Annotated in this window: 17 protein-coding genes; 10 read left to right on the plus strand and 7 right to left on the minus strand. The window is 73.9% G+C overall.

Annotated elements, in window-relative coordinates; translation table 11 throughout:
• Positions 1-112: 112 nt before the first annotated feature.
• Positions 113-1,372: an SLC13 family permease gene (locus HW837_RS14865; RefSeq protein WP_045560071.1), complete on the plus strand. Its 1,260-nt coding sequence runs from the start codon at positions 113-115 to the stop codon at positions 1,370-1,372.
• Between the two features lie 16 nt (positions 1,373-1,388).
• Here the strand turns inward: HW837_RS14865 and HW837_RS14870 are convergent, their stop codons facing one another.
• Positions 1,389-2,300, minus strand: a complete 912-nt coding sequence (locus HW837_RS14870; RefSeq protein WP_078853679.1) for a helix-turn-helix domain-containing protein — start codon at positions 2,298-2,300, stop codon at positions 1,389-1,391.
• Between the two features lie 64 nt (positions 2,301-2,364).
• Here HW837_RS14870 and HW837_RS14875 point away from each other — a divergent pair, with 64 nt between their 5' ends.
• On the plus strand, positions 2,365-3,159 hold the full coding sequence (locus HW837_RS14875) for a phytanoyl-CoA dioxygenase family protein (protein ID WP_193379586.1): 795 nt from the start codon (positions 2,365-2,367) through the stop codon (positions 3,157-3,159).
• A 16-nt stretch (positions 3,160-3,175) separates the two neighbouring features.
• Here HW837_RS14875 and HW837_RS14880 read toward each other — a convergent pair whose 3' ends face one another.
• The 3 genes from HW837_RS14880 to HW837_RS14890 all read right to left on the minus strand — a co-directional run bounded on the left by HW837_RS14880 (position 3,176) and on the right by HW837_RS14890 (position 6,312).
• Positions 3,176-3,841, minus strand: a complete 666-nt coding sequence (locus HW837_RS14880; protein ID WP_045560068.1) for a response regulator — start codon at positions 3,839-3,841, stop codon at positions 3,176-3,178.
• The gene (locus HW837_RS14885) at positions 3,838-5,043 is read right to left on the minus strand and encodes a sensor histidine kinase (RefSeq protein ID WP_045560067.1); all 1,206 of its coding nucleotides are present in this window, start codon (positions 5,041-5,043) and stop codon (positions 3,838-3,840) included. Before HW837_RS14885 ends, HW837_RS14880 begins: the two co-directional genes overlap by 4 nt.
• 126 nt (positions 5,044-5,169) lie before the next feature.
• Positions 5,170-6,312, minus strand: a complete 1,143-nt coding sequence (locus HW837_RS14890; RefSeq protein WP_045560066.1) for an ABC transporter substrate-binding protein — start codon at positions 6,310-6,312, stop codon at positions 5,170-5,172.
• A 278-nt stretch (positions 6,313-6,590) separates the two neighbouring features.
• On the opposite strand from HW837_RS14890, the gene HW837_RS49590 reads away from it, so the two are divergent.
• The 4 genes from HW837_RS49590 (at position 6,591) to HW837_RS14910 (ending at position 12,063) form a co-directional block, all read left to right on the plus strand.
• Positions 6,591-9,338, plus strand: coding sequence for a helix-turn-helix transcriptional regulator (locus HW837_RS49590; protein WP_093790530.1), 2,748 nt, complete (start codon positions 6,591-6,593; stop codon positions 9,336-9,338).
• Positions 9,339-9,532: 194 nt separating this feature from the next.
• A complete protein-coding gene (locus tag HW837_RS14900) occupies positions 9,533-10,357 on the plus strand; it encodes an alpha/beta fold hydrolase (RefSeq protein WP_193379585.1) in 825 nt (274 codons plus the stop codon).
• Positions 10,358-10,397: 40 nt separating this feature from the next.
• Positions 10,398-11,195: an alpha/beta hydrolase gene (locus HW837_RS14905; protein ID WP_045560247.1), complete on the plus strand. Its 798-nt coding sequence runs from the start codon at positions 10,398-10,400 to the stop codon at positions 11,193-11,195.
• A 76-nt stretch (positions 11,196-11,271) separates the two neighbouring features.
• A complete protein-coding gene (locus HW837_RS14910) occupies positions 11,272-12,063 on the plus strand; it encodes an MBL fold metallo-hydrolase (protein ID WP_045560063.1) in 792 nt (263 codons plus the stop codon).
• On the opposite strand, the gene HW837_RS14915 is transcribed toward HW837_RS14910, so the two are convergent.
• Positions 12,053-12,685 (minus strand): flavoprotein, encoded by a 633-nt coding sequence (locus HW837_RS14915; protein WP_371271454.1) that lies wholly within the window; start codon positions 12,683-12,685, stop codon positions 12,053-12,055. The genes HW837_RS14910 and HW837_RS14915 overlap by 11 nt on opposite strands.
• 23 nt (positions 12,686-12,708) lie before the next feature.
• The gene (locus HW837_RS14920) at positions 12,709-13,737 is read right to left on the minus strand and encodes a helix-turn-helix transcriptional regulator (protein ID WP_045560062.1); all 1,029 of its coding nucleotides are present in this window, start codon (positions 13,735-13,737) and stop codon (positions 12,709-12,711) included.
• A 277-nt stretch (positions 13,738-14,014) separates the two neighbouring features.
• On the opposite strand from HW837_RS14920, the gene HW837_RS14925 reads away from it, so the two are divergent.
• From HW837_RS14925 to HW837_RS14940, 4 genes are all read left to right on the plus strand, one after another.
• On the plus strand, positions 14,015-15,052 hold the full coding sequence (locus HW837_RS14925; protein ID WP_045560245.1) for a sugar ABC transporter substrate-binding protein: 1,038 nt from the start codon (positions 14,015-14,017) through the stop codon (positions 15,050-15,052).
• A gap of 9 nt (positions 15,053-15,061) precedes the next feature.
• Positions 15,062-16,795: a sugar ABC transporter ATP-binding protein gene (locus tag HW837_RS14930; RefSeq protein ID WP_193379584.1), complete on the plus strand. Its 1,734-nt coding sequence runs from the start codon at positions 15,062-15,064 to the stop codon at positions 16,793-16,795.
• Positions 16,792-17,784 (plus strand): ABC transporter permease, encoded by a 993-nt coding sequence (locus tag HW837_RS14935; protein WP_045560060.1) that lies wholly within the window; start codon positions 16,792-16,794, stop codon positions 17,782-17,784. Before HW837_RS14930 ends, HW837_RS14935 begins: the two co-directional genes overlap by 4 nt.
• A 67-nt stretch (positions 17,785-17,851) precedes the next feature.
• Positions 17,852-19,549 carry an amidohydrolase gene (locus HW837_RS14940; protein WP_045560059.1) on the plus strand — a complete coding sequence of 566 codons (1,698 nt, stop codon included), beginning with the start codon at positions 17,852-17,854 and terminating at the stop codon, positions 19,547-19,549.
• A 100-nt stretch (positions 19,550-19,649) separates the two neighbouring features.
• On the opposite strand, the gene HW837_RS14945 is transcribed toward HW837_RS14940, so the two are convergent.
• Positions 19,650-20,591, minus strand: a complete 942-nt coding sequence (locus tag HW837_RS14945; protein ID WP_193379583.1) for an LLM class flavin-dependent oxidoreductase — start codon at positions 20,589-20,591, stop codon at positions 19,650-19,652.
• Between the last annotated feature and the right edge of the window lie 28 nt (positions 20,592-20,619).

A 20,619-nucleotide genomic window follows, 5' to 3' on the forward strand; every position in this document is an offset into this window, starting at 1 on the left:
GGGCCGCACGCGTGTTCGCCGGACGTCGGCGGGCAGTTGTAGGGTGCCCCAGTCTCCGCGCCGTCGAGCGCCCTGACGTCCCCCCGATGAAGCACACCCCGAAAGCCCTGCCGTGAACACCGCCCTCGCCGAGGTCCTGTCCGTCGTCCTGCTCGTCGTCGTCCTCGGCTGCGCGGTCGCCCGCCCCTTCGGGCTGCCGGAGGCGGTGGTCGCCGTACCGGCCGCCGGGATCGCCGTCGCCGCCGGTGCCGTCTCCCTGGAGCACGCCCGGGCGGAGGCCGAGCTGCTGGGCCCGGTCCTCGGGTTCCTCGCCGCCGTGCTCGTGCTGGCCAAGCTCTGCGACGACGAGGGGCTCTTCCAGGCGTGCGGGGCGTGGATGGCGCGCGCGTCGGCGGGGCGGCCCCGGCGGCTGCTGGGGTCGACGTTCGCGCTGGCCTCCGGCATCACGGCGGTGCTCAGCCTGGACGCGACGGTCGTCCTGCTCACTCCGGTGGTGTTCGCGACGGTGGCCCGGCTGGGCGCCCGCCCCAAGCCGCATCTCTACGCCACCGCGCATCTGTCGAACACGGCCTCGCTGCTGCTGCCCGTGTCCAACCTCACCAACCTGCTGGCGTTCACGGCCAGCGGGCTGACCTTCACCCGGTTCGCGCTGCTGATGGCGGCGCCGTGGGCGGTCGCCGTGGCCGCCGAGTACCTGGTGTTCCGGCGGTTCTTCGCGGCCGATCTGGACGCCGGGGCGCCCGCGCCCGAGGAGGCCGTCGAGGCGCCGGAGCTGCCGATGTTCGCGCTGGTCACGGTCGTGTGCACGCTCGCCGGATTCGTACTGACGTCCGTGCTCGGCATCGAGCCGGTGTGGGCGGCGCTGGCCGGGGCCCTGGTGCTCTCGGTCCGCGCGCTGGTCCGCCGGACCACGAGCCCGCGCGCGCTCTTCCACTCCCTCTCCCTGCCCTTCCTCGCGTTCGTGCTGGCGCTGGGCGTGGTGGTGCGCGCGGTCGTCGACAACGGGCTCGCCGACGCGCTGGGCCGGGTGATGCCGTCCGGCACCGGGCTGCTCGCCCTCCTCGGTGTCGCCGCCCTCGCGGCCGTGCTGTCCAACGTCATCAACAACCTGCCCGCGGTCCTGGTGCTGGTCCCGCTGGCCGCGCCGCTCGGCACGGGCGCCGTGCTCGCCGTGCTCCTCGGCGTCAACATCGGCCCGAACCTGACGTACGCCGGTTCCCTGGCCACCCTGCTGTGGCGGCGCATCGTCCACCAGCACGATCACGGTGTGGACCTGGGAGAGTTCACCCGCCTCGGCCTCCTCACCGTCCCGGCGGCCCTGGTGTCGTCGGTGGTGGCGCTGTGGCTGTCGCTGCTGGCCTTCGGCGGCTGACCGGCGAGGATTCCCCTCAGCCGCCGTCCCGCAGCAGCTGTCTGTACTCCCCCGGCGGCACCCCGTAGCGCTGCCGGAACACCCTGCTGAAGTGGAACGGGCTGGCGAACCCGGAGGCGGCGGCCACGCGCTCCACCGGGAGTCCGGTGGCCTCCAGGAGCCGGGCGGCGTGCAGCAGCCGGGCCTGGCTCAGGGCCCGCATCGGGGAGTGGCCGAGCTGCTCGGTGAAGAGGTGCGCGAAGCGGGACGGGGAGAGGGAGACCCCCTCGGCGAGGGAGCGGACGGTGTGCGGGGCGGCGGGGTCGGCGGCGATCAGGTCCTCGGCCCGGCGGATCCTCGGGTCGGCCCCCGACCGGCGGGGCTCCGCCCGGGCGGCGGTCAGCAGCACCACCTCCTCCAGTGAGCACAGGGCGAGTTCACGGGCGGCGGTGCCGTGCGCGACGGCGACCTCCTCACCGGACGGGTCGGCGCCCGGGCCCGGCGGTGCGCCCTCGCCGGTCCAGCGGGCGTCGGCGAGCATGCGGCGGAAGGCCGCGTCGACCCGGTCACGGATGCCGGCCGGGGCCGCGGGGAGGGCGTGGACACGGTCGGCGGTCTCGTGGGGGCGCAGCCAGGCGGTCCAGGACGGGCGTGCCTGGCAGTGCACCCACCAGAACGCCCAGTGCCGGGCGCCGGGCCGGACCGTGTAGTGCTGCGGCACCCCCGGGCCGAGGACCACCAGGTCGCCCGGGCCCGCCGGGATCCGTGTCCCGCCCTGCCGCAGCAGTCCCGCGCCGCCCGTGGTCCAGACGAACAGCCAGCTGTCCGCGCCGCGCGGCCGGTGCACGGCGTAGGAGGGCCGCTGGTCGAAGCGCCCGATGATCACCTGGCCCGGCGACGGATTGACGGGCGCAGCAGTCCTGGGCAGGTCGTCAGCACGCACAGGCATCCTCCCGAAAGGTACGCGGACCTAGCTTGGAGCACAGGGACGACGCCGAGAAGGGATGCCGCGTATGACAGTCACGGACAACACGGAGTTCGAGGAGAACGGGTATGTGGTGGTGCGGGGACTGTTCACGCCCACCGAGATCGAGCAGTTGTGCGACCGGTTCGCGGCGCTCCCGGCCGGCGGACCGATCCCGGGGCACTTCCAGCCCCGCCCGGTCCCGGCCGACGGTCCGGCGGACCCGTTGCATGTCTACCCCCGCGTGATGCATCCGCACCGCATCGACGACCTCTCGCTGCGGGTCCTCCTCGACACCCGGCTGCGGGAGATCCTCGAAGGGCTGCTCGGGGAGGAGGTCCTCGCCGCGCAGAGCATGTTCTACTTCAAGCCGCCGGGGGCCCGGGGGCAGGCGCTGCACCAGGACAACTTCTATCTGCGGGTCGAGCCGGGGACGTGTGTGGCCGCGTGGATCGCCTGCGACGTGATCGACCGGGACAACGGCGGTCTGGAGGTCGTGCCGGGGACGCACCGGATGGATCTGTTCTGCCCGGAGGTGGCCGACTCGGAGGTGTCGTTCGCCCGCGAGTACGTCGCTCCGCCGCCCGGTCTGTCCCCCGTGCCCGTCGACATGGCGCCGGGTGACGTCCTCTTCTTCAACGGCAGCCTGGTCCACGGCTCCCAGCCCAACGGGACCACCGACCGCTTCCGCCGTTCCTTCATCGGCCACTACGTGGGCCGCTCCGCCGAACGCATCGGCCGCTACTACGAGACGCTGACCATGAGCGGCGCCCCCGTGGCCCTCCCGGAGAGCGAGGGAGCGGGCCCGTGCGGCACGGAGTTCGAGCCGGTGGGCGCCCACTGAGCGGGCCCGCGCCGCCTCAGCCCAGTTCGAGGAGCCCCAGCCGGACCGCCTCGGACACCGTGCTCGCCCGGTTCTCGGTGCCGAGCTTGCGGTAGACGCGGACCAGGTGGGTCTTGACCGTGGCCTCGGTGAGATGGAGGGCGGCGGCGATGGCCCGGTTGCTGCGGCCCAGCGCCAGCAGCCGTACGACCTCGATCTCCCGGTCGCTCAGGGCGGTCCCCGGATCGGCCAGGTGACCGGCGAGGTGTCCGGCGGCCTCGGGGGCGAGCCCCATGCCGCCGGCCGCCGCGGCGCGCACGGCCCGGAACAGTTCCTCGGGCGGGCCGGCCTTGAGGACGTAACCCCGGGCGCCGGCCTCCATGGCCCGGACGACGTCGCCCTGGGTGGCGGAGCCGGTGAGGACGACGACCCGGCTGCGGGGGGACCCGGCCGTGATGCGCCGGGTCGCGTCCAGGCCGTTGACCGGGCGGTCGGGGGCCGTGTCGCCGGTGAGGCGGAGGTCCATCAGCACCACGTCGGGGCCGAGCCGCGCGGCGAGCCGTACGGCCTCCTCGCCGTCGCCGGTCTCGCCGACCACGTCGAAGCCGGGCTCCCCGGTGAGGAGGGCGCGCAGGCCGGCCCGCACGACCATGTGATCGTCCACGATCAGGACGCGCAGCGGGGTGTCGGTCGCGGCGGTCACCGGTCGCCCGCCGGGCCCGCCAGGGCGAGGGCGCCCACGGGGAGGCTGGCGCGGGCCAGGGTGCCCCGGCCGGGAGCGCTGCGGACGGTGAGCGATCCGCCGAGGGCGTCCAGACGCTCGCGGCCGGCGGGCAGGCCGAGGCCCCGGTCTCCCGGTCCCGCGGGGGTCGCCCCCGGGTCGAAGCCCACACCGTCGTCCCGCACCTCGACGGTGACGGCCGTGTCGTCGCGATGGTCGAGGGTGACCCAGACGTGCCGGGCGCGGGCGTGCTCGCAGGCGTTGGCCACCAGTCCCTGCGCGACGCGCAGCAGGGCGGCGGCCCGGTCGCGCGGCAGGCCGCCCGGCTCGCCCTCGGTACGGAACACCACCCGCGAGGGAGTGGTCGTGGTGCGGGCGCAGAAGCTGTGCAACGCGGTGGCGAGGTCGGCGTGTTCCAGGGCGGGCGGGGTGAGGTCGCTGATGACGGTGCGGGTCTCGGCGAGCTGGGTGCCCAGCGCGTCGACGACCGTGCGGAGCCGGGTCCTGGCGAGGTCGGGGCGGCGGTCCCAGTCACGGTCGGCCGCCTGGAGGAGCATCCGGCTGCCGGCGAGTTCCTGGGCGAGGGTGTCGTGCAGGTCGCGGGCGATCCGGGCGCGCTCGGCGAGCCGGCCGGCCTCGCGCTGGTTCCGTGCCAACTCGGCGCGGGTGCGCCGCAGTTCGCCGAGGAGGCGCTGCTGGGCGTGGTAGAGGGCGACCGTGGCCCACAGTGCGGCGACCGGGGGGAGGAGCTGTTCGGGATGGACGGTTCCGGAGGCCCGGGCGATCAGCAGGACGAGCGGGCCGGTGATCACGCCGACGACGGCGACCGCCGTACGGCCCGTGAACATGCGCAGGGCGAGGATCGCGAGCGGGAGCACCAGCCAGGTGTAGGCGGTGGCGGCCGGAGCCGGCATCTCCCAGGAGACCCGGCACCACAGCGCCAGCAGCGCGCCGAGCCACAGCGGGCGGCCCCATCGGCCCAGCCGGTCCCAGAGGGCGAGGCCGGCCACGTACCCGACCGCCAACAGGGCGACGAGCGGGACCAGTTGCCAGCACAGCGCGCGGTTCAGGTCGGCGAGGCGGACGGCTCCGCCGACGACGACGGTCAGGAACAGCAGGTCCGGCAGCCGCCGAAGCGGCGGTAAACCTCGGCGCGGGACGGCGGGGGCGGCGATGGCGGGCACGGCGGCGGCGATTCCCTCTGCGACGGTCCGGACGGGCACGGGGCTGGCGGGGCCAGCCGAGTGTAGGCCGTGACACGTGTGACCGGGGTAAAGGAGTGCGCCGTATCCGCCGCGCCCGGCGGGTGGTTACCGCCCGGGGTGCAGGCCCAGGAAGCCCGGCGTCGGGTCGCCCTTGACCTCGCCGAAGTAGAGGGCGAAGGTCTGCTTCCACCGCTCGACCTGGGCGCGGTCCTCCATGAAGCGGGGGAAGCCGTCGAGGTGCGCGTTCGGGTAGGTCCAGATGGGCTTCAGTCCGCCGGTGGGGGTGATGTCGGTGCGGACGGACCAGGAGGAGCCCTGCTGGCGTTCGTCGGACAGGGCCCAGTTGAGGTACAGCTTGGCGGCGGTGGGGTGGGCGGCCTTCTTGAGGATCGCGGCGCGCTGGCCCCAGGCCATGAAGGGGTGGCCGTCGGCGACCGCGAAGCGGGTCGGGGCCGTGGCGGGCGCGGTCAGCGAGCCGGACCCGCCGACGCCGATGGCCTTCTGCTTGGCGTTGACCGCGACACCCGGGCTGTGCGAACCGCGGTTGAACTGCGGCTGCTGGGCGGCGAACTTCGCGATCCAGTCCCAGCCGTAGGCCTCCTGGTAGAGGGAGAAGAGGTAGAGCACCGCGTCGTCGTCGTGCGGGTAGGAGGAGGCGATGGCGCCCTTCCAGCGCGGGTCGACCAGCTCCTGCGGCGACTTGGGCGCGTTCCCGGCGACGGCTTCGACGCCGTACATGTAGCTGAAAGCGGTGACCCGGATGGCCGTCCAGGCGCCCTGCGGGTCGCGGAAGTCCTTGTACAACCGGGAGAAGCCGGCGGGCTTGTAGGGCAACAGCTTGCCCTGGCGCTTCCAGCGGGTGAAGTCCTGGAGCGTCTGGAGCTGGACGACGTCGGGGACCAGGGTGTCGGTCGCGAGCTGGTTGTCGACGCGGACGTCGTGGTACTTGCTGTAGTCCACGACCATCGTCAGGTCGATGTCGGGGAAGCGGGTGCGGAACGCCTGGGCCGTGGCGTCCTGCTGGGTGGCGGTGTCGCCGCCCGCGTAGATGACGAGCCTGCCGCCCTCGGCGACCGCGTCGCGGTACAGCTCGTCGAGGGAGCGGGTCTCCTCGGCGCCCGGCGAGGCCGTACGGGCGCCGGCTGCCGACGCGGTGGCGGCCTGGGCGGCGCCGGTCGCGGCGAGGCCGCCGAGCGCGACGCCCGCTCCGGTGGTGAGGATGCGTCGCCTGCTGAAGCTGCTTGCCATGTGGGGGAAGGTCCTTTCCGAGCTGATCCGTCGGGCGTGCCGCCGCCGCGACAACGCAAGTCTGTGATCGGCGGGGGCCGCCGCGCGTCGCCCGTAAGCCGCCGATCCGTTCAACCGTTCGGTTGAACGCACGGCCTCATCCGTCACGGTGCGCCCCCTGCGCACCGCTCTCGCCCGATGACCATGTACGCCCGGCCGCACGCTGATTGAATGGGGCGGCTTCACCAAAACCTCATACGGCCTGCACAAGAGGCCCCTGTTCGAAGGGCGTCGTCGTCGTGGTTCTCAAGGGGCGGGGCAGGGAACGTGAGCGGCTCGGACAGCTGGTGGCGGCGGTGCGGCGGGGGCTGAGCGGGGTCCTGCTGCTACGGGGCGACGCCGGGATCGGCAAGACGGTCCTCCTCGAACACGCGGGCCGGGAGGCAGCCGATCTGCGGGTGTTGGGTGTGGCGGGCGTGGAGTCCGAGGCCGGGTTCCCCTTCGCCGCGTTGCAGCGGCTCCTCCTGCCGTTCCTGGACGATCTGAAGGAGCCCGGTGGGCTGCCGCCGTCGCAGCGGGAGGCGCTCAGGGTGGCGTGCGGGCTGGCCGACGGTCCGCCCGCAGACCGGTTCCTGGTGGGGCTCGCCACACTGACGCTCCTCGCGGAGGCCGCGAAGCGACGGCCGGTGCTGGCGTGTGTGGACGACGCGCAGTGGCTCGACGAGGAGTCGCTCGGCGTCCTCGCCTTCGTGGGACGCAGGGTGCACGCCGAGGGCGTGGGACTGCTGTTCGCGGCCCGGACCGGGTTCGAGGTCCCGGCGGGGCTGCCGGTCGCCGAGGTCGGCGGCCTGGAGGAGCCGTTCGCCCTGGAGCTGCTGCGGGAGGCCGTCACCGGGCCGCTGGACGCCCGGGTGGGTGCGCGGATCGTGGCCGCGACCGCCGGGAACCCGCTCGCGCTGGCCGACCTGGGGCAGGAGCTGACCGCCGACCAGCTCTCCGGCTCGTCGGCGCTGCCCGAACCGCTGCCCGTGGGCGGCCGCCTGGAGGCGCACTATCTGCGGCGGGTGCGCGAACTGCCGCCGGCGACGCGGACCTGGCTGCTGTTGGCCGCGACCGCGCCGGGCGGCGACCTCTGCTATGTCACGAGCGCGGCGCGCCGCCTCGGGATCGGCCCCGAGGACTCGGGTCCGGCCGAGGCCGCGGGGCTGGTGACGCTGCGCACGGCCGCCGAGTTCCGGCATCCGCTGGTGCGGTCGGCGGTGTACGGCGGCGCCACCAGCGTGGAGCGGGGACGGGCCCACCGGGCGCTGGCCGAGGTGACGGACCGGCCCGCCGACACCGACCGACGAGCCTGGCATCTGGCGGCGGCGGCCTTCGGTCCGGACGAGGAGGTGGCCGCCGAGGTGGAGCGTTCGGCCGACCGGGCGGGCGCGCGCGGCGGTCACGCGGCCCGCGCCACCTTCCTCACCAGGGCCGCCGAACTGACCCCGGGTGAAGCCGCCCGGGCCGCACGGCTGCTGGCCGCGGCGGAGGCCGCGCTGTCGGCGGGGGCGCCGCTCCAGGCGGAGTCGCTGCTGGACGCGATCGACGTGACCCTGCTCGGCGCCGTCGACCGGGGCCGGGCCCTGCTGGTGCGCGCGCAGGCGGTGATGTTCCTCGGCGACATGGGCGGGTTCGCGGCGGCGCCCGCGCTGTGTCTGCGTGCCGCGCGGTCCCTCGCCATCGGGGCCCCGCAGACGGCCCGCGAGGCGTTGCTGCGGGCGGTGCGGAGCGCGATCACCGCCGAGCACCTCGTCCGGGACACCACATGGGCCGACATCGCGCGGACCGTGGACGACCTGCTGCCCCGAACGGCGCCCGCCACCGGTGTCGACCTGGTGCTGCGCGCCTTCGCCGTCCTCGTCACCGACGGCTACGAGCAGGCCGTACCCCATATGCGGCGGGCCCACGAGATGGTGCTGGACCCCGGCACCTCGGACCACGACGTGCTCCGCGCCTATCTGCCCACCGTCACCCTGACGATGATGCTCTGGGACGAGGAGACCCAGCGCGCGGTGACGCGCCGGGCCGCCGACATCGCCCGGGACAGCGGCTCCCTGCTGGAGCTGGACAGCGCCCTGTACTGCTCGGTGATGCACGAGACCAACCTCGGTGAGCTGGCCCTCGCGGACGATCTGCACGCCCAGGGCTCGCAGATCCGCGCGGCGATCGGCGCCACCGACGGCATGTGGGCGCTCTACCGGCACCCCGAACTGCTCGCCTGGCACGCGGACAGCGAGGGGCTGGAAGCGGTGCTGCGCGGCTCCATGGAGGCCGGCACCTGGCTGGGCAGCGGCGCGGTGGAGTCCATCGCACGTATCGGCATGGCGATCCTCGCCCTGGGCTCCGGCGACTACGCGCGGGCCCGCACCCTCACCCAGGAGCTGGTCGGCCAGGACCCGATCGGATGCCACGCCCGGATCCTGCCCCACCTGGTCGAGGCGGCCGTCCGCTGCGGCGACCGGGTCCTCGCCACGACGGCCCTGCGGACCCTGGAGTCCCGGGCGACGGTGACGGGCACCCCGTGGGCCCTCGGCCTGCTGGCCCGCTGCCGGGCCCTGCTCGCGCCCGCGAACGACGCCGATCCGCTCTACCGCGAGGCGATCTCGCTGCTCTCCGGCGGCGCCACCCGGGCCGATCTAGCCGTCGCGCACCTCCTCTACGGCGAGTGGCTGCGCCGCCGCAAGCGCCGCAAGGCCGCCCGCGAGGAGCTGCGCACGGCGCTGGCGATGTTCGCCGCCATGCGGGCCCGGGGCTACGAGACGCGCGCCGCGCGGGAGCTGGCGGCGACCGGGGAGCATCCGCGGCGCGGCGCGGCGGGGGTGGACGGGACGCTCACCCCGCAGGAGCTGACCATCGCCCGGCTCGCCAGGGGCGGCTCCACCAATGCCGAGATAGCCGCCCGGCTGTTCATCAGCGCGAGCACGGTCGACTACCACCTGCGGAAGATCTTCCGGAAACTCGACGTCACCTCGCGGCGGCAGCTGGCGCGGATCCCGGAGCTGTGAGACGGCGGACGGCACGGGTGACTCGGCTCGGGGCGGCAGCTGTGGCGGGGTGGGTGGCCTCGGCATACCGTCGGTCACGGGCGGTGGACCGCGTGTCCCGCCCGGTCATGACTACGCGTCGCACAGGATTCGGCGCCGCGCCGGCCCGTCGGAGGATGCACGGGCCGGACACGCCCGCAGACGGGAGCACCCCCATGCCGTACGTCACCGCAGCCGACGGGGCTCAGATCTTCTACAAGGACTGGGGCCAGGGCCGCCCGGTCGTGCTCAGCCACGGCTGGCCCCTGAACTCCGACAGCTGGGAGGCGCAGCAGCTGTTCCTGGCCCGGCACGGATTCCGTGTGGTCGCGCACGACCGGCGCGGGCACGGCCGCTCCACCCAGACCTGGCACGGCAACGAGATGAACACCTACGCCGACGACCTCGCCACCCTGATCGACACCCTCGATCTGCGGGACGTCACGCTCGTGGGGTTCTCCACCGGCGGCGGCGAGGTGGCCCGCTATGTGGGGCGGCACGGCACGGGGCGGGTGGCGCAGCTGGTGCTGGTCTCCGCCGTACCGCCGTTCATGCTCAGGACCGAAGACAATCCCGACGGCCTGCCCGTCGAGGTGTTCGACGCGATCCGCGCGGGGTCGCTCGCCGACCGCTCGCAGCTGTACCGGGACCTGGCCGACGGCCCGTTCTTCGGGAACAACCGGCCCGGGGCCGAGGTGTCCCAGGGTGTACGGGACGCGTTCTGGCTCCAGGGCCTGCAGTCCGGACACCGCAACGCCTACGAATGCGTCGCGGCCTTCTCCGCCACCGACTTCCGCGCCGATCTCGACGCCGTCGACGTTCCCGCCCTGGTCATCCACGGCGACGACGACCAGGTGGTGCCGTTCGAGGTGGGCGGCAGGGCGTCGGCGGCCCGGATCAAGAACGCGACGCTGAAGGTCTATCCCGGGGCCCCGCACGGCATCACGGACACGCACAAGGACCAACTCGGCGCGGATCTGCTGGAGTTCCTCAACTCCTGAGCGCCCTGACCATGTCGTCGGAGTCCCTGGAAGGGAAATGATGAGCAGCCCCGACACGATCGTCCTGATCCACGGCTTCTGGGTGACGCCCCGGAGCTGGGAGCACTGGATCGCCCACTACGAGAAGCGTGGCTTCCGGGTCCTCGCGCCGGCCTACCCGGGCTTCGAGGTGGAGGTCGAGTCGCTGAACGCCGACACCGCCCCGATCGAGAAGGTGACGGTCCCCCAGATCGTCGACAGCCTGGCCGCCCTGATCCAGGGGCTAGGCGAACCGCCGATCCTCATCGGCCACTCCGCCGGCGGTGTCTTCGTCCAACTGCTCCTCGACCGGGGCCTCGGCGCGGCCGGTGTGGCGATCAACTCGGCGCCCACCGAGGGTGTGGCCGTGCTGCCGCTGACCCAGATCAAGTCGGCGTTCCCGGTGCTGAAGAACCCCGCCAACCGGCACCGCGCGGTCGGTCTCACCTTCGAGCAGTGGCACTACGCCTTCACCAACACCTTCCCCGAGGAGGAGTCGAGGGCGCTCTACGAGCGGTACGCCGTCCCCGCGTCCGGCAGCATCTTCTGGGACAGCGCCCTGGCCACCCTGCGCCCCGGCCACCAGAGCACCTATGTGAACTACCACAACGAGGACCGGCCGCCGCTGCTGTTCGTCTCGGGCGAGAAGGACCATCTGATGCCGCCCAAGGTGCAGCAGTCCAACGCCAGGCACTACAAGGCGCAGACGGTCACCGAAGTCAAGGAGTACCCCGGGATGCCGCATCTGCTGCCCGCCGCGCCCGGCTGGGAGGCGGTCGCGGACCACGCCGTGGACTGGGCGGTCGCGCACGCGCGGTAGCCAGGCCCTGTTCGAGTGCGTCCGGGGCGGCCGTCGCAGGACCGCCCCGGTTCTCTCCCCGGAAGGGATCTCGCGTATGACCGGCGTCCGCGTCACGCACATCGGCGGTCCGACCGCGCTGATCGAGATCGGTGGCCTGCGGCTGCTGACCGATCCGACGTTCGACCCGCCGGGCCGCCGCTACGCGTTCGGCTGGGGCACGTCGTCCCGCAAGACCGCCGGGCCCGCGCTGTCGGTCGCCGAACTGCCGCCGGTGGACGCGGTGTTGCTGACCCACGACCACCACGGCGACAACCTCGACCACGCGGGCCGCGCGTTCCTCCCGGGCGTCGGGGTCGTGCTCACCACGCCGTCCGGGGCGCGACGGCTCGGCGGCAACGCGCGGGGGCTCGCGCCCTGGGACACCTGGCCGCTGTCGTCCCCCGACGGCACGACCGTCGAGGTGACCGCCACCCCCGCCCGGCACGGCCCGCCGCTGTCCCGTCCGGTCGTCGGCGAGGTGACGGGCTTCGCCCTCGCCTGGCCCGGCCAGCGGCACGGGGTGCTGTGGATCTCCGGCGACTCGGTCGTCTTCGCGGGCCTGCGGGAGGTGGGCCGCCGGCTGACCGTGGGCACCGCCCTGCTCCACCTCGGCGGCGTCGGCTTCCCGGTCACCGGCCGGCTGCGCTACACGATGACCGCCGCCGGGGCCGTGGACGTCTGCCGGCACCTGCGTCCCCGTACGGTCGTGCCGGTGCACTACGAGGGGTGGAGTCACTTCCGTGAGGCCCGTGCGGCGGCCGAGCGGACCCTGGCCGGGGCCCCGGCCGAGGTACGGGACGCGTTCCGCTGGCTGCCGATGGGGACGGCGACGGAACTCAGCGTGTGAGGGGCGCTCCCGCCTCGCCCGTCTCCAGCAGGTCCAGCGCTCGTTCCCAGTGGAACTCCGCGCGCTCGCCGCCCTCCTCGGGGCCGCCGGCGTACGGGTCGCCGAACCTGACGCCCATGCCGCGCAGCCGCGCAAGGCTCGCGCGGTAGGCCGGGTGGGCGGCGAGGGCGTCGGCGACACAGGGCAGCACGGCGATCGGGACGCCCAGGCCGCATGCCTCGCACAGGGTGCCGACCGCGAGGGTGTCGGCCATTCCGGCGGCCCATTTGTTGACGGTGTTGAAGGTGGCGGGGGCGACCACCACGGCGTCCGGCGGCGGGAAGGGGCGGGCGTCGCCCGGTCGGCGCCAGGCGGAACGGATCGGGCGGCCGGTCAGCGCCTCGACCGCGGCCGTGTCGAAGAAGCCGCCCATGGCGACGGGGGTCGCGATGACCCCGACCTCCCAGTCGCGCTCCTGGGCGGCGGTGATCAGCTTGCTGACCTCGGCGGCGATACCGGCCGCGCAGACGACGACGTAGAGGAAGGATCGCCCACCCGGTCCGGAACCGCCTCGTCCCGGCCCGCCCCGCCCGGAACCGCCTCGTCCCGGCAGGTCGTCTCCCGTGTTCGCAGTCGCAGTCACCCTGCGACCCTACTGAACCCGGCTCACCCTCCGGGCGATCTCTCGACGAAGCGTTCGACGTCCTCGGCGGTCGGGCGGAGCAGCCCGTCCCGTACGGCGAGGGCGGTGGCCTCGGCACGGGAGGCGGCGCCGGTCTTGCGCAGCAGGTGCTCGACATGGGTGTGCACGGTGCGCGGGGACAGGAACAGCGCCTGGGCGATGGCCTGGTTGGTGCTGCCGGTGGCCGCCCGGGTGAGCACCTCCAGTTCCCGCGGACTGAGCCCGTACGGCAGCGGTGCGGGCGTCTCGTGGACGAGGACCGCGCGGCGGACGACGGCCGTGCCGAGGGTGTGGCGGCGCACGGTGACCCGGTACCAGTCGGGCCCCACGGGCCACAGCAGGCGCAGCCGGGTGCCGTGCGTGTCGGCGAAAGCGGTCAGCAGGCGGCGGAACTCGGGGTCCCCGAGGACCACGGCCGGGTGGCGGCCGGGGAGTTCGAGGGTGTCGTCGGCGACGACGATGCTCGCCCCGCCGTCCGCCGGGAGGTCGGCGAGGTCGCCCGCGTGCGCGGTGGGGTCGGCGAGGACGCCCAGGGCGGGCAGCAGGGACGCCAGCAGGTGGCGGGTCGCGGTGTCGTAGGCATCGGGGGTCGCCGTGGAGAGGGTGATCAGGCCGACGAGCCGCCCGTGGTGGCGAAGCGCGCCGGTGACGGCGTCGCGGACGCCCGCCGGGCGCATCCGCTCGGCGTAGAACCAGCCGTCGCGGTAGCGCTCGCCCGGGTCCTCGACGTCCTCGCAGATGGAGGGTGGGATCGCGCTGCGCAGGACGTTGGCGTACCAGGGGGTCGAGACGAACTCGGCGGCCAGCGTGGCGGAGACGTCGGCGTCGTAGCCGACGCCGGCGACCTGGACGTGGGCGCCGGTGATCGGGTCGATCTCCAGGAGGGTGGCGGCGTCGAGGGGCAGCGCGCGGCCGAGTTCGCTCAGGGCCTCGGCGCAGGCGGCGGCGGTGTCGCGTTCTCGGGTGAGCATGCCGATGCGGGCGGCGGCCGCGAGCTGGTGATGGGTGAGCATGCGAGCCTCCCGGGGCCGCCCCGAGACCGGTGCAGGTCTTTTGGGCCCTAACGATAGGCCCAGCGGGCCACCCGAACAAGAAGTTCACCGATCCGTGACAGCCACACCGGCCGACCGACACCCGGCCGCCGACCTCCCCGACCGGCACACGCGGTCCCCGTCGACGCCCGGACTCGGTATTTGTACGGATGGTGGGGCGGGGCGGTGGGGTCTTTCCTGTTCGGCACAGCAGGACGCCCGCCGCTGACGGGCCCCGTCCCCCTTGGAGATCCCCGCCATGACCAGACGCCCCCTTTCCGTCACCCCGGCCTCGCGCAGGCAGTTCCTCGCGTGGTCGGCCGGCGCGCTCACCGCGACCGGACTGGCCGCCACGGGCTGCAGCGCCCCGGAGAGCAGCTCCGGTGCGGCGAAGGCGGCGGACGCGTCCCCCTCCGCACGCAAGCTCACGCAGATCGGCCTCGACTACCCCTTCACCCAGATCCCGCTCTACAGCACCCTGGTGAAGCTCTCCACGGCCGCGGCGAAGAAGCACGACGTCAAGCTGCTGACGACGAGCGACGCGAGCAACCCCGACACCCAGGCCAGCAACCTCAACGCCTGGGTGACGCAGAAGATGCCCGCGATCGTGTCGTTCCCGATGGTCTTCGAGGCCACCGAGTCGATCGCCAAGGCGGCGCTCGACGCGGGCCTGATCTGGGTGACGTACGGCGGGACGCTGGAGAACCAGAGCGCCGACATCCAGTTCAGCTTCCGCGAGAGCGGCACACTGCTCGGCGAGGCGGCCGCGAAGTGGGCCGAAGAGGAGCTGAACGGCAAGGGGAAGATCGCGTTCCTGGTCGACAACACGATCGAGCTGGGCCGGGAGCGCACCAAGGGCATGATCGACGCCTTCACCAAGCTCGCGCCCGGCGTCGACGTGGTCGCGCAGGAGCAGGCCATCGACCCGGACACGGGGCTGTCGAAGTCCAACGCGCTCCTCGCCAAGCACCCCGACCTGAACATCATCCTGGGCATCACGGACGCCGCGGCGTACGGCGGATTCAAGGCGTTGCAGCAGAGCGGGCGGAAGAACGGCGACAAGAAGACGTTCGTCGGCGGCCAGGACGGCTCGGCCCCCTCCTTGCTCGCCATCAAGCAGGGCACCTTCTACCGGGCTTCGTCCGCCCTCGCCCCGCAGGACATCTCCGACGCCATCGTCGACGTTCCGCTCGCGGTGGCCGCGGGGAAGGCGAACCCGAGCGTCGAGGTGCCGGTCAAGCTGGTCCAGCGCGGGGACACGGCGGAGATCGACGCGCTGCTCGCCCAGAACGGCTAGGGCGGCGCGATGGCCGACACGAGCGACACGACGGGGGCGGCGGCCCTGCCGCCGAACCTGCGGATCACGTCCCTCAGCAAGTCCTTCGGCGGGGTGCGGGCGCTGGACGGGGTGGACCTCACCGTGCCCGCCGGCCAGGTGCACGCCCTGCTCGGGCACAACGGCGCCGGCAAGTCCACGCTGATCAAGTGTCTGGGCGGGGCGTTCCCGCCCGACGCCGGGACGATCGAGGTGGGCGGGGTCCCGTACGCCCGGCTCAGTCCGCGCGAGTCGATCGCGGCCGGGGTGGCGATCATCTTCCAGACGCTCAGCGTCGTGGACTCGCTGACCGTGGCCGAGAACATCTTCCTCGGGCAGGAGTGGACCAGGTACGGGCGGGTCGACCGCCGGGCCCAGGAGAAGGTGGCCGCCGAACTCCTCGACCGTGTCGCCGCGAGCTGCTCCCCGCGCGACCGGGTGGGTGAACTGCCCATGGGGCAGAAGCAGTTGGTCGAGATCGCCAAGGCGCTCAGCCGCAGCGCCTCGGTGCTGGTCCTCGACGAGCCCACGGCCGCGCTCTCCGGCGCCGAGAGCGACGCCCTCGCCACCCGGGTGGAGGACCTGCGCGCCCAGGGCCTCGCCATCGTCTACGTCACGCACCTCCTGGCCGAGGTCGAACGCCTCGCCGACGCGGTGACGGTCCTCCGCGACGGCCGAGTCACCCACACGGCGACCGGCGTCCACCACCGCCAGGACCTGGTACGGGCGATCACGGGGGCGGACGGCCCGCCGAAGCCCCACCGCGACATGGCGGCGCCGGCGCCGGGGGGCGCGGCGACCACCGCCCCGAGCCGCGCCGAACCCCACGCCGGCGGCCCGGCGCCGGGCGAGAACGGGCCTACGATGCGCAGCGGTCCCACACCCGGTGCCGCTTCGGCCCCATCCTCCCCCTCCCCCGCCCGGCTCTCCCTGCGCGGGCTGCGCGGTCCAGGCTTCGGGCCGGTCGATCTCACCGTCGGTGAGGGCGAGATCGTGGGGCTGTACGGGCTGATCGGGTCCGGGCGCACCCGGGTGCTGGAGACGTTGTTCGGCAGGCGGCGGGCCGACGGCGGCAGCGTCCGCGTCGGCGAGCGTGCCGTCTCCCCCGCCCGCCCCGCCGACGCCCTCGCCGCCGGGATCGCGCTGGTGCCGGCGGACCGGCGGACGCAGGGCCTGTTCGCGGGGCTGAGCGCGCAGGACAACGTAGTGCTGCCGAGCGTGCGGGCCCTCGCCCGGCGCGGGGTGCGAGCCCTCGGCGCGGAGCGGCGGGTGTTCGGCTCGCTCGCCGAGGCGGTGGGGCTGCGGCCCGCGCGGCCGGGGCTGTCGGCCTCCGCGTTCTCCGGCGGCAACCAGCAGAAACTGCTGCTCGGCCGCTGGATCAACGAGGCCAGGACCGTCGACGTCCTGCTGCTCGACGAGCCGACCCAGGGCGTCGACGTCGGCGCCCGCCAGGAGATCTACGACGTCGTGTCCACGCTCGCCGCCGAGCGCGGCACGGCCGTGCTGTTCGCCTCCAGCGACCCGGAGGAGGCGGCCGGCCTCGCCCACCGCTGTCTGGTCGTCGACCGGGGCCGGATCGTCGCCGAACTCGCCGGCCCGGACCTCACCGAGGCGTCCCTCCTCGCGGCGGTCCACGACGCGGGGCCCACATCTCCGCAGCCACACCACCCCCCGGACGGCGCCCCCATCGCGCCGCCCGCCCTCTCCCACGAAGGAACGCCATGACCGCCGTGACCGCCGCCGAGCGCGTCGTCCCCGGCCCGCGCGCCCTGGCCGCGCACGGGCTCTCGACGGTGCGACGTCATCCTCTGATCGTCGTCCTCACCCTGCTGGTGCTGGTGTTCCAGCTGTCCACGGGCAGCTTCCTCGACCCCGGGAACCTGCGGGGGATCGCCACCGACGCGGCGGCCCTCGCGATCGTCGCCGTGCCCCTGGCCCTGCTGGTCATCAGCGGCTATCTGGATCTGTCGGTGGGCTCGACGCTGGCGCTGGGCGCCCTGACGGCGGGCTGGCTCGCGGGGGAGCAGGCCCAGTCCCCCGTGGTCGCCGTCCTCGGCGCGCTGGCCGTCGGCGCGGCGGTCGGTGCCGTGAACGGGGTGCTCTGCTGCTATCTGGGGCTGTCGCCGTTCATCGTGACGCTGGGCATGCTGGCGGCCGTGCGCGGCCTGGCGCAGCAGCTCTTCCCGCTGCCGCTGAGCGGTTTCGGCGACGGTTTCGCGTGGCTGGGCGGCGCCCGGATCGCCGGGATCGCGGCCCCCGTGGTCATCGCCGCCGCCGTACTGGTCGCCGGGGCGCTGTTCCTGGCGTACACCCCCACGGGGCGCCATGTGTTCGCGATCGGCGTCAACCGGGAGGCCGCCTACCTGTCCGGCATCGACGTCCGCCGTACGCCGTTCGCGCTGTTCGTGGTGACCGGTACGGCCGCCGCGCTGGCCGGGGCGATCAAGGCGTCCGTGCTGGACAGCGTGGTCGCGGGCACCTCGGGCACGGGCTTCGAGCTGACCGTGCTGACGGCGGTGCTGCTGGGCGGGGTCGCCCTGAGCGGCGGCTCCGGTTCGGTTCTCGGGGTGCTGCTCGGCGTGCTGTTCCTGGGTTGCCTGCAGAACGGGCTGACACTGCTGAGCGTGCCGACGTTCTGGCAGCAGATGGCGCAGGGCGTGGCCCTGGTGGCGGGCGCGGCGCTCGCGTACTTCGGCCCACGCGCCACCCGGTGACCGGCGCCCGGGGCCCCTCCCCCTCCCCAGCCCCTCCCCCGCACCCAGACACCCCAGAGAGGTCCTCGTGAGCGACACTTCCCCCAGCCTGGTCCTGACCGGCGGTCAGGTCATCACCGTCGACGCCGGTTTCTCGGTCGCCGAGGGCGTGGCCGTGCGCGGCCGGGAGATCGTGGCGGTCGGCACGGACACCGAGATGCGCGCCCTGGCCGGGCCGGCGACACGGATCGTCGAGCTGGCCGGGCGCACCGTGCTGCCGGGCATCAACGACTCGCATCTGCACGGCGCCGCCTACGGGCTGTCCAGGCCCCCGTTCGCCCTGGACGTCGGCCACCCGGCGGTGGGATCGATCGCCGACATCGCGGGGGTGGTGGGCGCGGCGGCGCGGGCCGCCGCGCCCGGTGAGTGGATCGTCGGCCTGGGCTGGGACCCCGGCTATCTCGCCGAGTGCCTCGCCGAGCCGGGCCGGCTGCCGCACCGCGCCGACCTGGACGCGGTGGCGCCCGGTCACCCGGTCTGTCTGACCGACTTCTCGCAGCACATGGTGTGGGCGAACAGCGAGGCACTGCGCCGCTGCGGGATCGACGCGGACACCGTGGCACCGGACGGCGGCGTCGTCGACCGCGACCCCGACGGCCGGCCCACCGGCATCCTGCGCGAGGCGGCCGGTGTCCTGCTCCAGGCCGCCCTGCCCTCCCCCACGGTGGCCCAGCGCCGCCAGGCCATCCGTAACGTCGTCGCCGAACTCCACTCGCGCGGCATCACCAGCTACACCGAGCCGGGTCTCGGCCCCGGCGGCGCCGAGACCCTGTTCGGGGGGCTGAGCACCGACAACTGGACGGCGTACGCGGACCTGGCGGCGACCGGCTCGCTGCACGCCCGGGTCAGCGTCCTGCTGCTGCCCGCGCCGATCGGCGGCTCCGCCGAGGACGTCCGCAAGGGTCTCGCCGAGTTGCACCGCCCGGAGTCGGCGGACCCCCGGCTGCTGAACGCCATCGGCGTGAAGATCTTCGCCGACGGGGTGCCGCCGAACCGTACGGCCTGGATGAACGAGCCCTACGTGGGCGGCGGCCACGGCTCCCTCTGTGTGCACGGGCGCACGCCCGACCTCCAGGTCGACGAGCTGTTCGACATGATCCGGATCGCGCACGAGGCGGGTTACCAGCTGGGCGTCCACGTCACCGGCGACCGGGCCATCGACCTCGTGGTGGACGCGTTCACCGCGGCGCAGCGGGCCGTGCCGCGCGCCGACGCCCGGCACTACGTCATCCACGGCGACTTCATCGGCGCGGACAGTCTCGCCCGGCTGGCCGCGCACGGCTACGGCGTCAACATGAACCCCGCCATCAAGTGGACGATCTCCGATCTGATGGCGGAGGTGGTGGGCACCGAGCGGTCGGCGTACCAGTGGCCCGCGCGGTCGGCCTTCGACGCGGGCGTGGCGGTGTGCGCCAGTTCGGACGCGCCGATCACGGAGCCCGACTGGCGGCAGGGCGTCGCCGGGATGCTGCTGCGCGAGTCGAAGGCCAGCGGCCGGGTCAGCGGTCCCGAGCAGCGCGTGGAACTGGCCGAGGCGCTGCGGGCGTACACGATCAACCCCGCGCGGCAGGACTTCGCCGAGGAGTGGAAGGGGTCCGTGGAGGTGGGCAAGGTGGCCGACCTGTGCGTCCTGGACCGGCCGCTGCTCGGCCTCGACCCGCACGAGATCACCGGGGTCGAGGTCGACATGACGGTGTTCGACGGCGGGGTCGTCTTCGAGCGCTGAGCCGAGGGGCCCGCGAGGCGAAGGCCGGTGCCGCTGCCGCGGCGCCGGCCTCGTCGTGTCCGCTGTCCGCTGTCCGGAGGGCGACCTGTCGGCTCGGCCGTCAGCTCGTCAGTGCCTCGACCCTGCGCATGACCTCCGCGCAGAAGGCGCCCACCCCGTCGGGGTCGTCGATGAACTGGTTGGGCTTGACGCAGAAGGTCGTGAAACCCTGCTCCAGCTGCTCGGGGACGGAGGCGAGGGCAGCCCCGAGGTCCGCCGGGGAGTGGTCGTCGGGGAAGACCGCCTGGGTGCCGCCGATCATCTCCAGTTCGGACACGTCCCGTCCGGCGGCGGTCATGGCCTCGTCGAGCGCCTTGAGGTCGTCCGGGGTCGGGCGCCCGAGGGGGTGGAAGCCGTGGCCGTACCGCACCAGTCGGCGCAGGACGGGGCCGTGCAGACGCTGCCCGCCGAACCACAGCCTCGGCCCCTGGGGACGGTACGCCTTGGGCTCGAAGTAGACGTCCCGGAACGGGTAGTGCTCGCTGTCGTGGGAGATCGGGGACGGCCCCCAGGCCTTGGCCCACACCTCCAGGTGCTCGTCGAGCAGTCGGCCCCGCCGGCCGAAGGGCACGCCGAGCGCGTCGTACTCGTCCCTGCTCCAGCTGACCGTGGGCTGCACCAGCAGCCGTCCGTCGCTGAGCAGGTCGAGGGTGCCCAGCTCCCTGGCCATCAGCAGGGGGTGGCGCAGCGGGGCGAGGACGGCCGCGGCGGCCAGGCGCAGGCGTTCGGTGACGGAGGCGATGGAGGCGAGCAGGAGCAGGGAGTTGGGCCAGGGGGTGTACGGGTCCTGATTGCCGGGGAGGGCGTAGTCGCGAGGATTGCCCATGACGCCGTCGGCGGCGGCGTCGGGGCCGAGCACGATGTGTTCGCTGACCATGACGGAGTCGAACCCGGCGTCCTCGGCCTCGCGTGCCCACCGTACGGCGGTGGGCAGGTCGGCCCGGCCGCCGGTGAGCGTCCAGTTCTCGCTGAGGACCAGCAGCATGCGGGGGGTGGTGCTCATGGTGGATTCCCTCTCCTCCGTACAATTT

Source organism: Streptomyces caniscabiei, assembly GCF_014930365.1.
Taxonomy (GTDB): Bacteria; Actinomycetota; Actinomycetes; order Streptomycetales; family Streptomycetaceae; genus Streptomyces; species Streptomyces caniscabiei.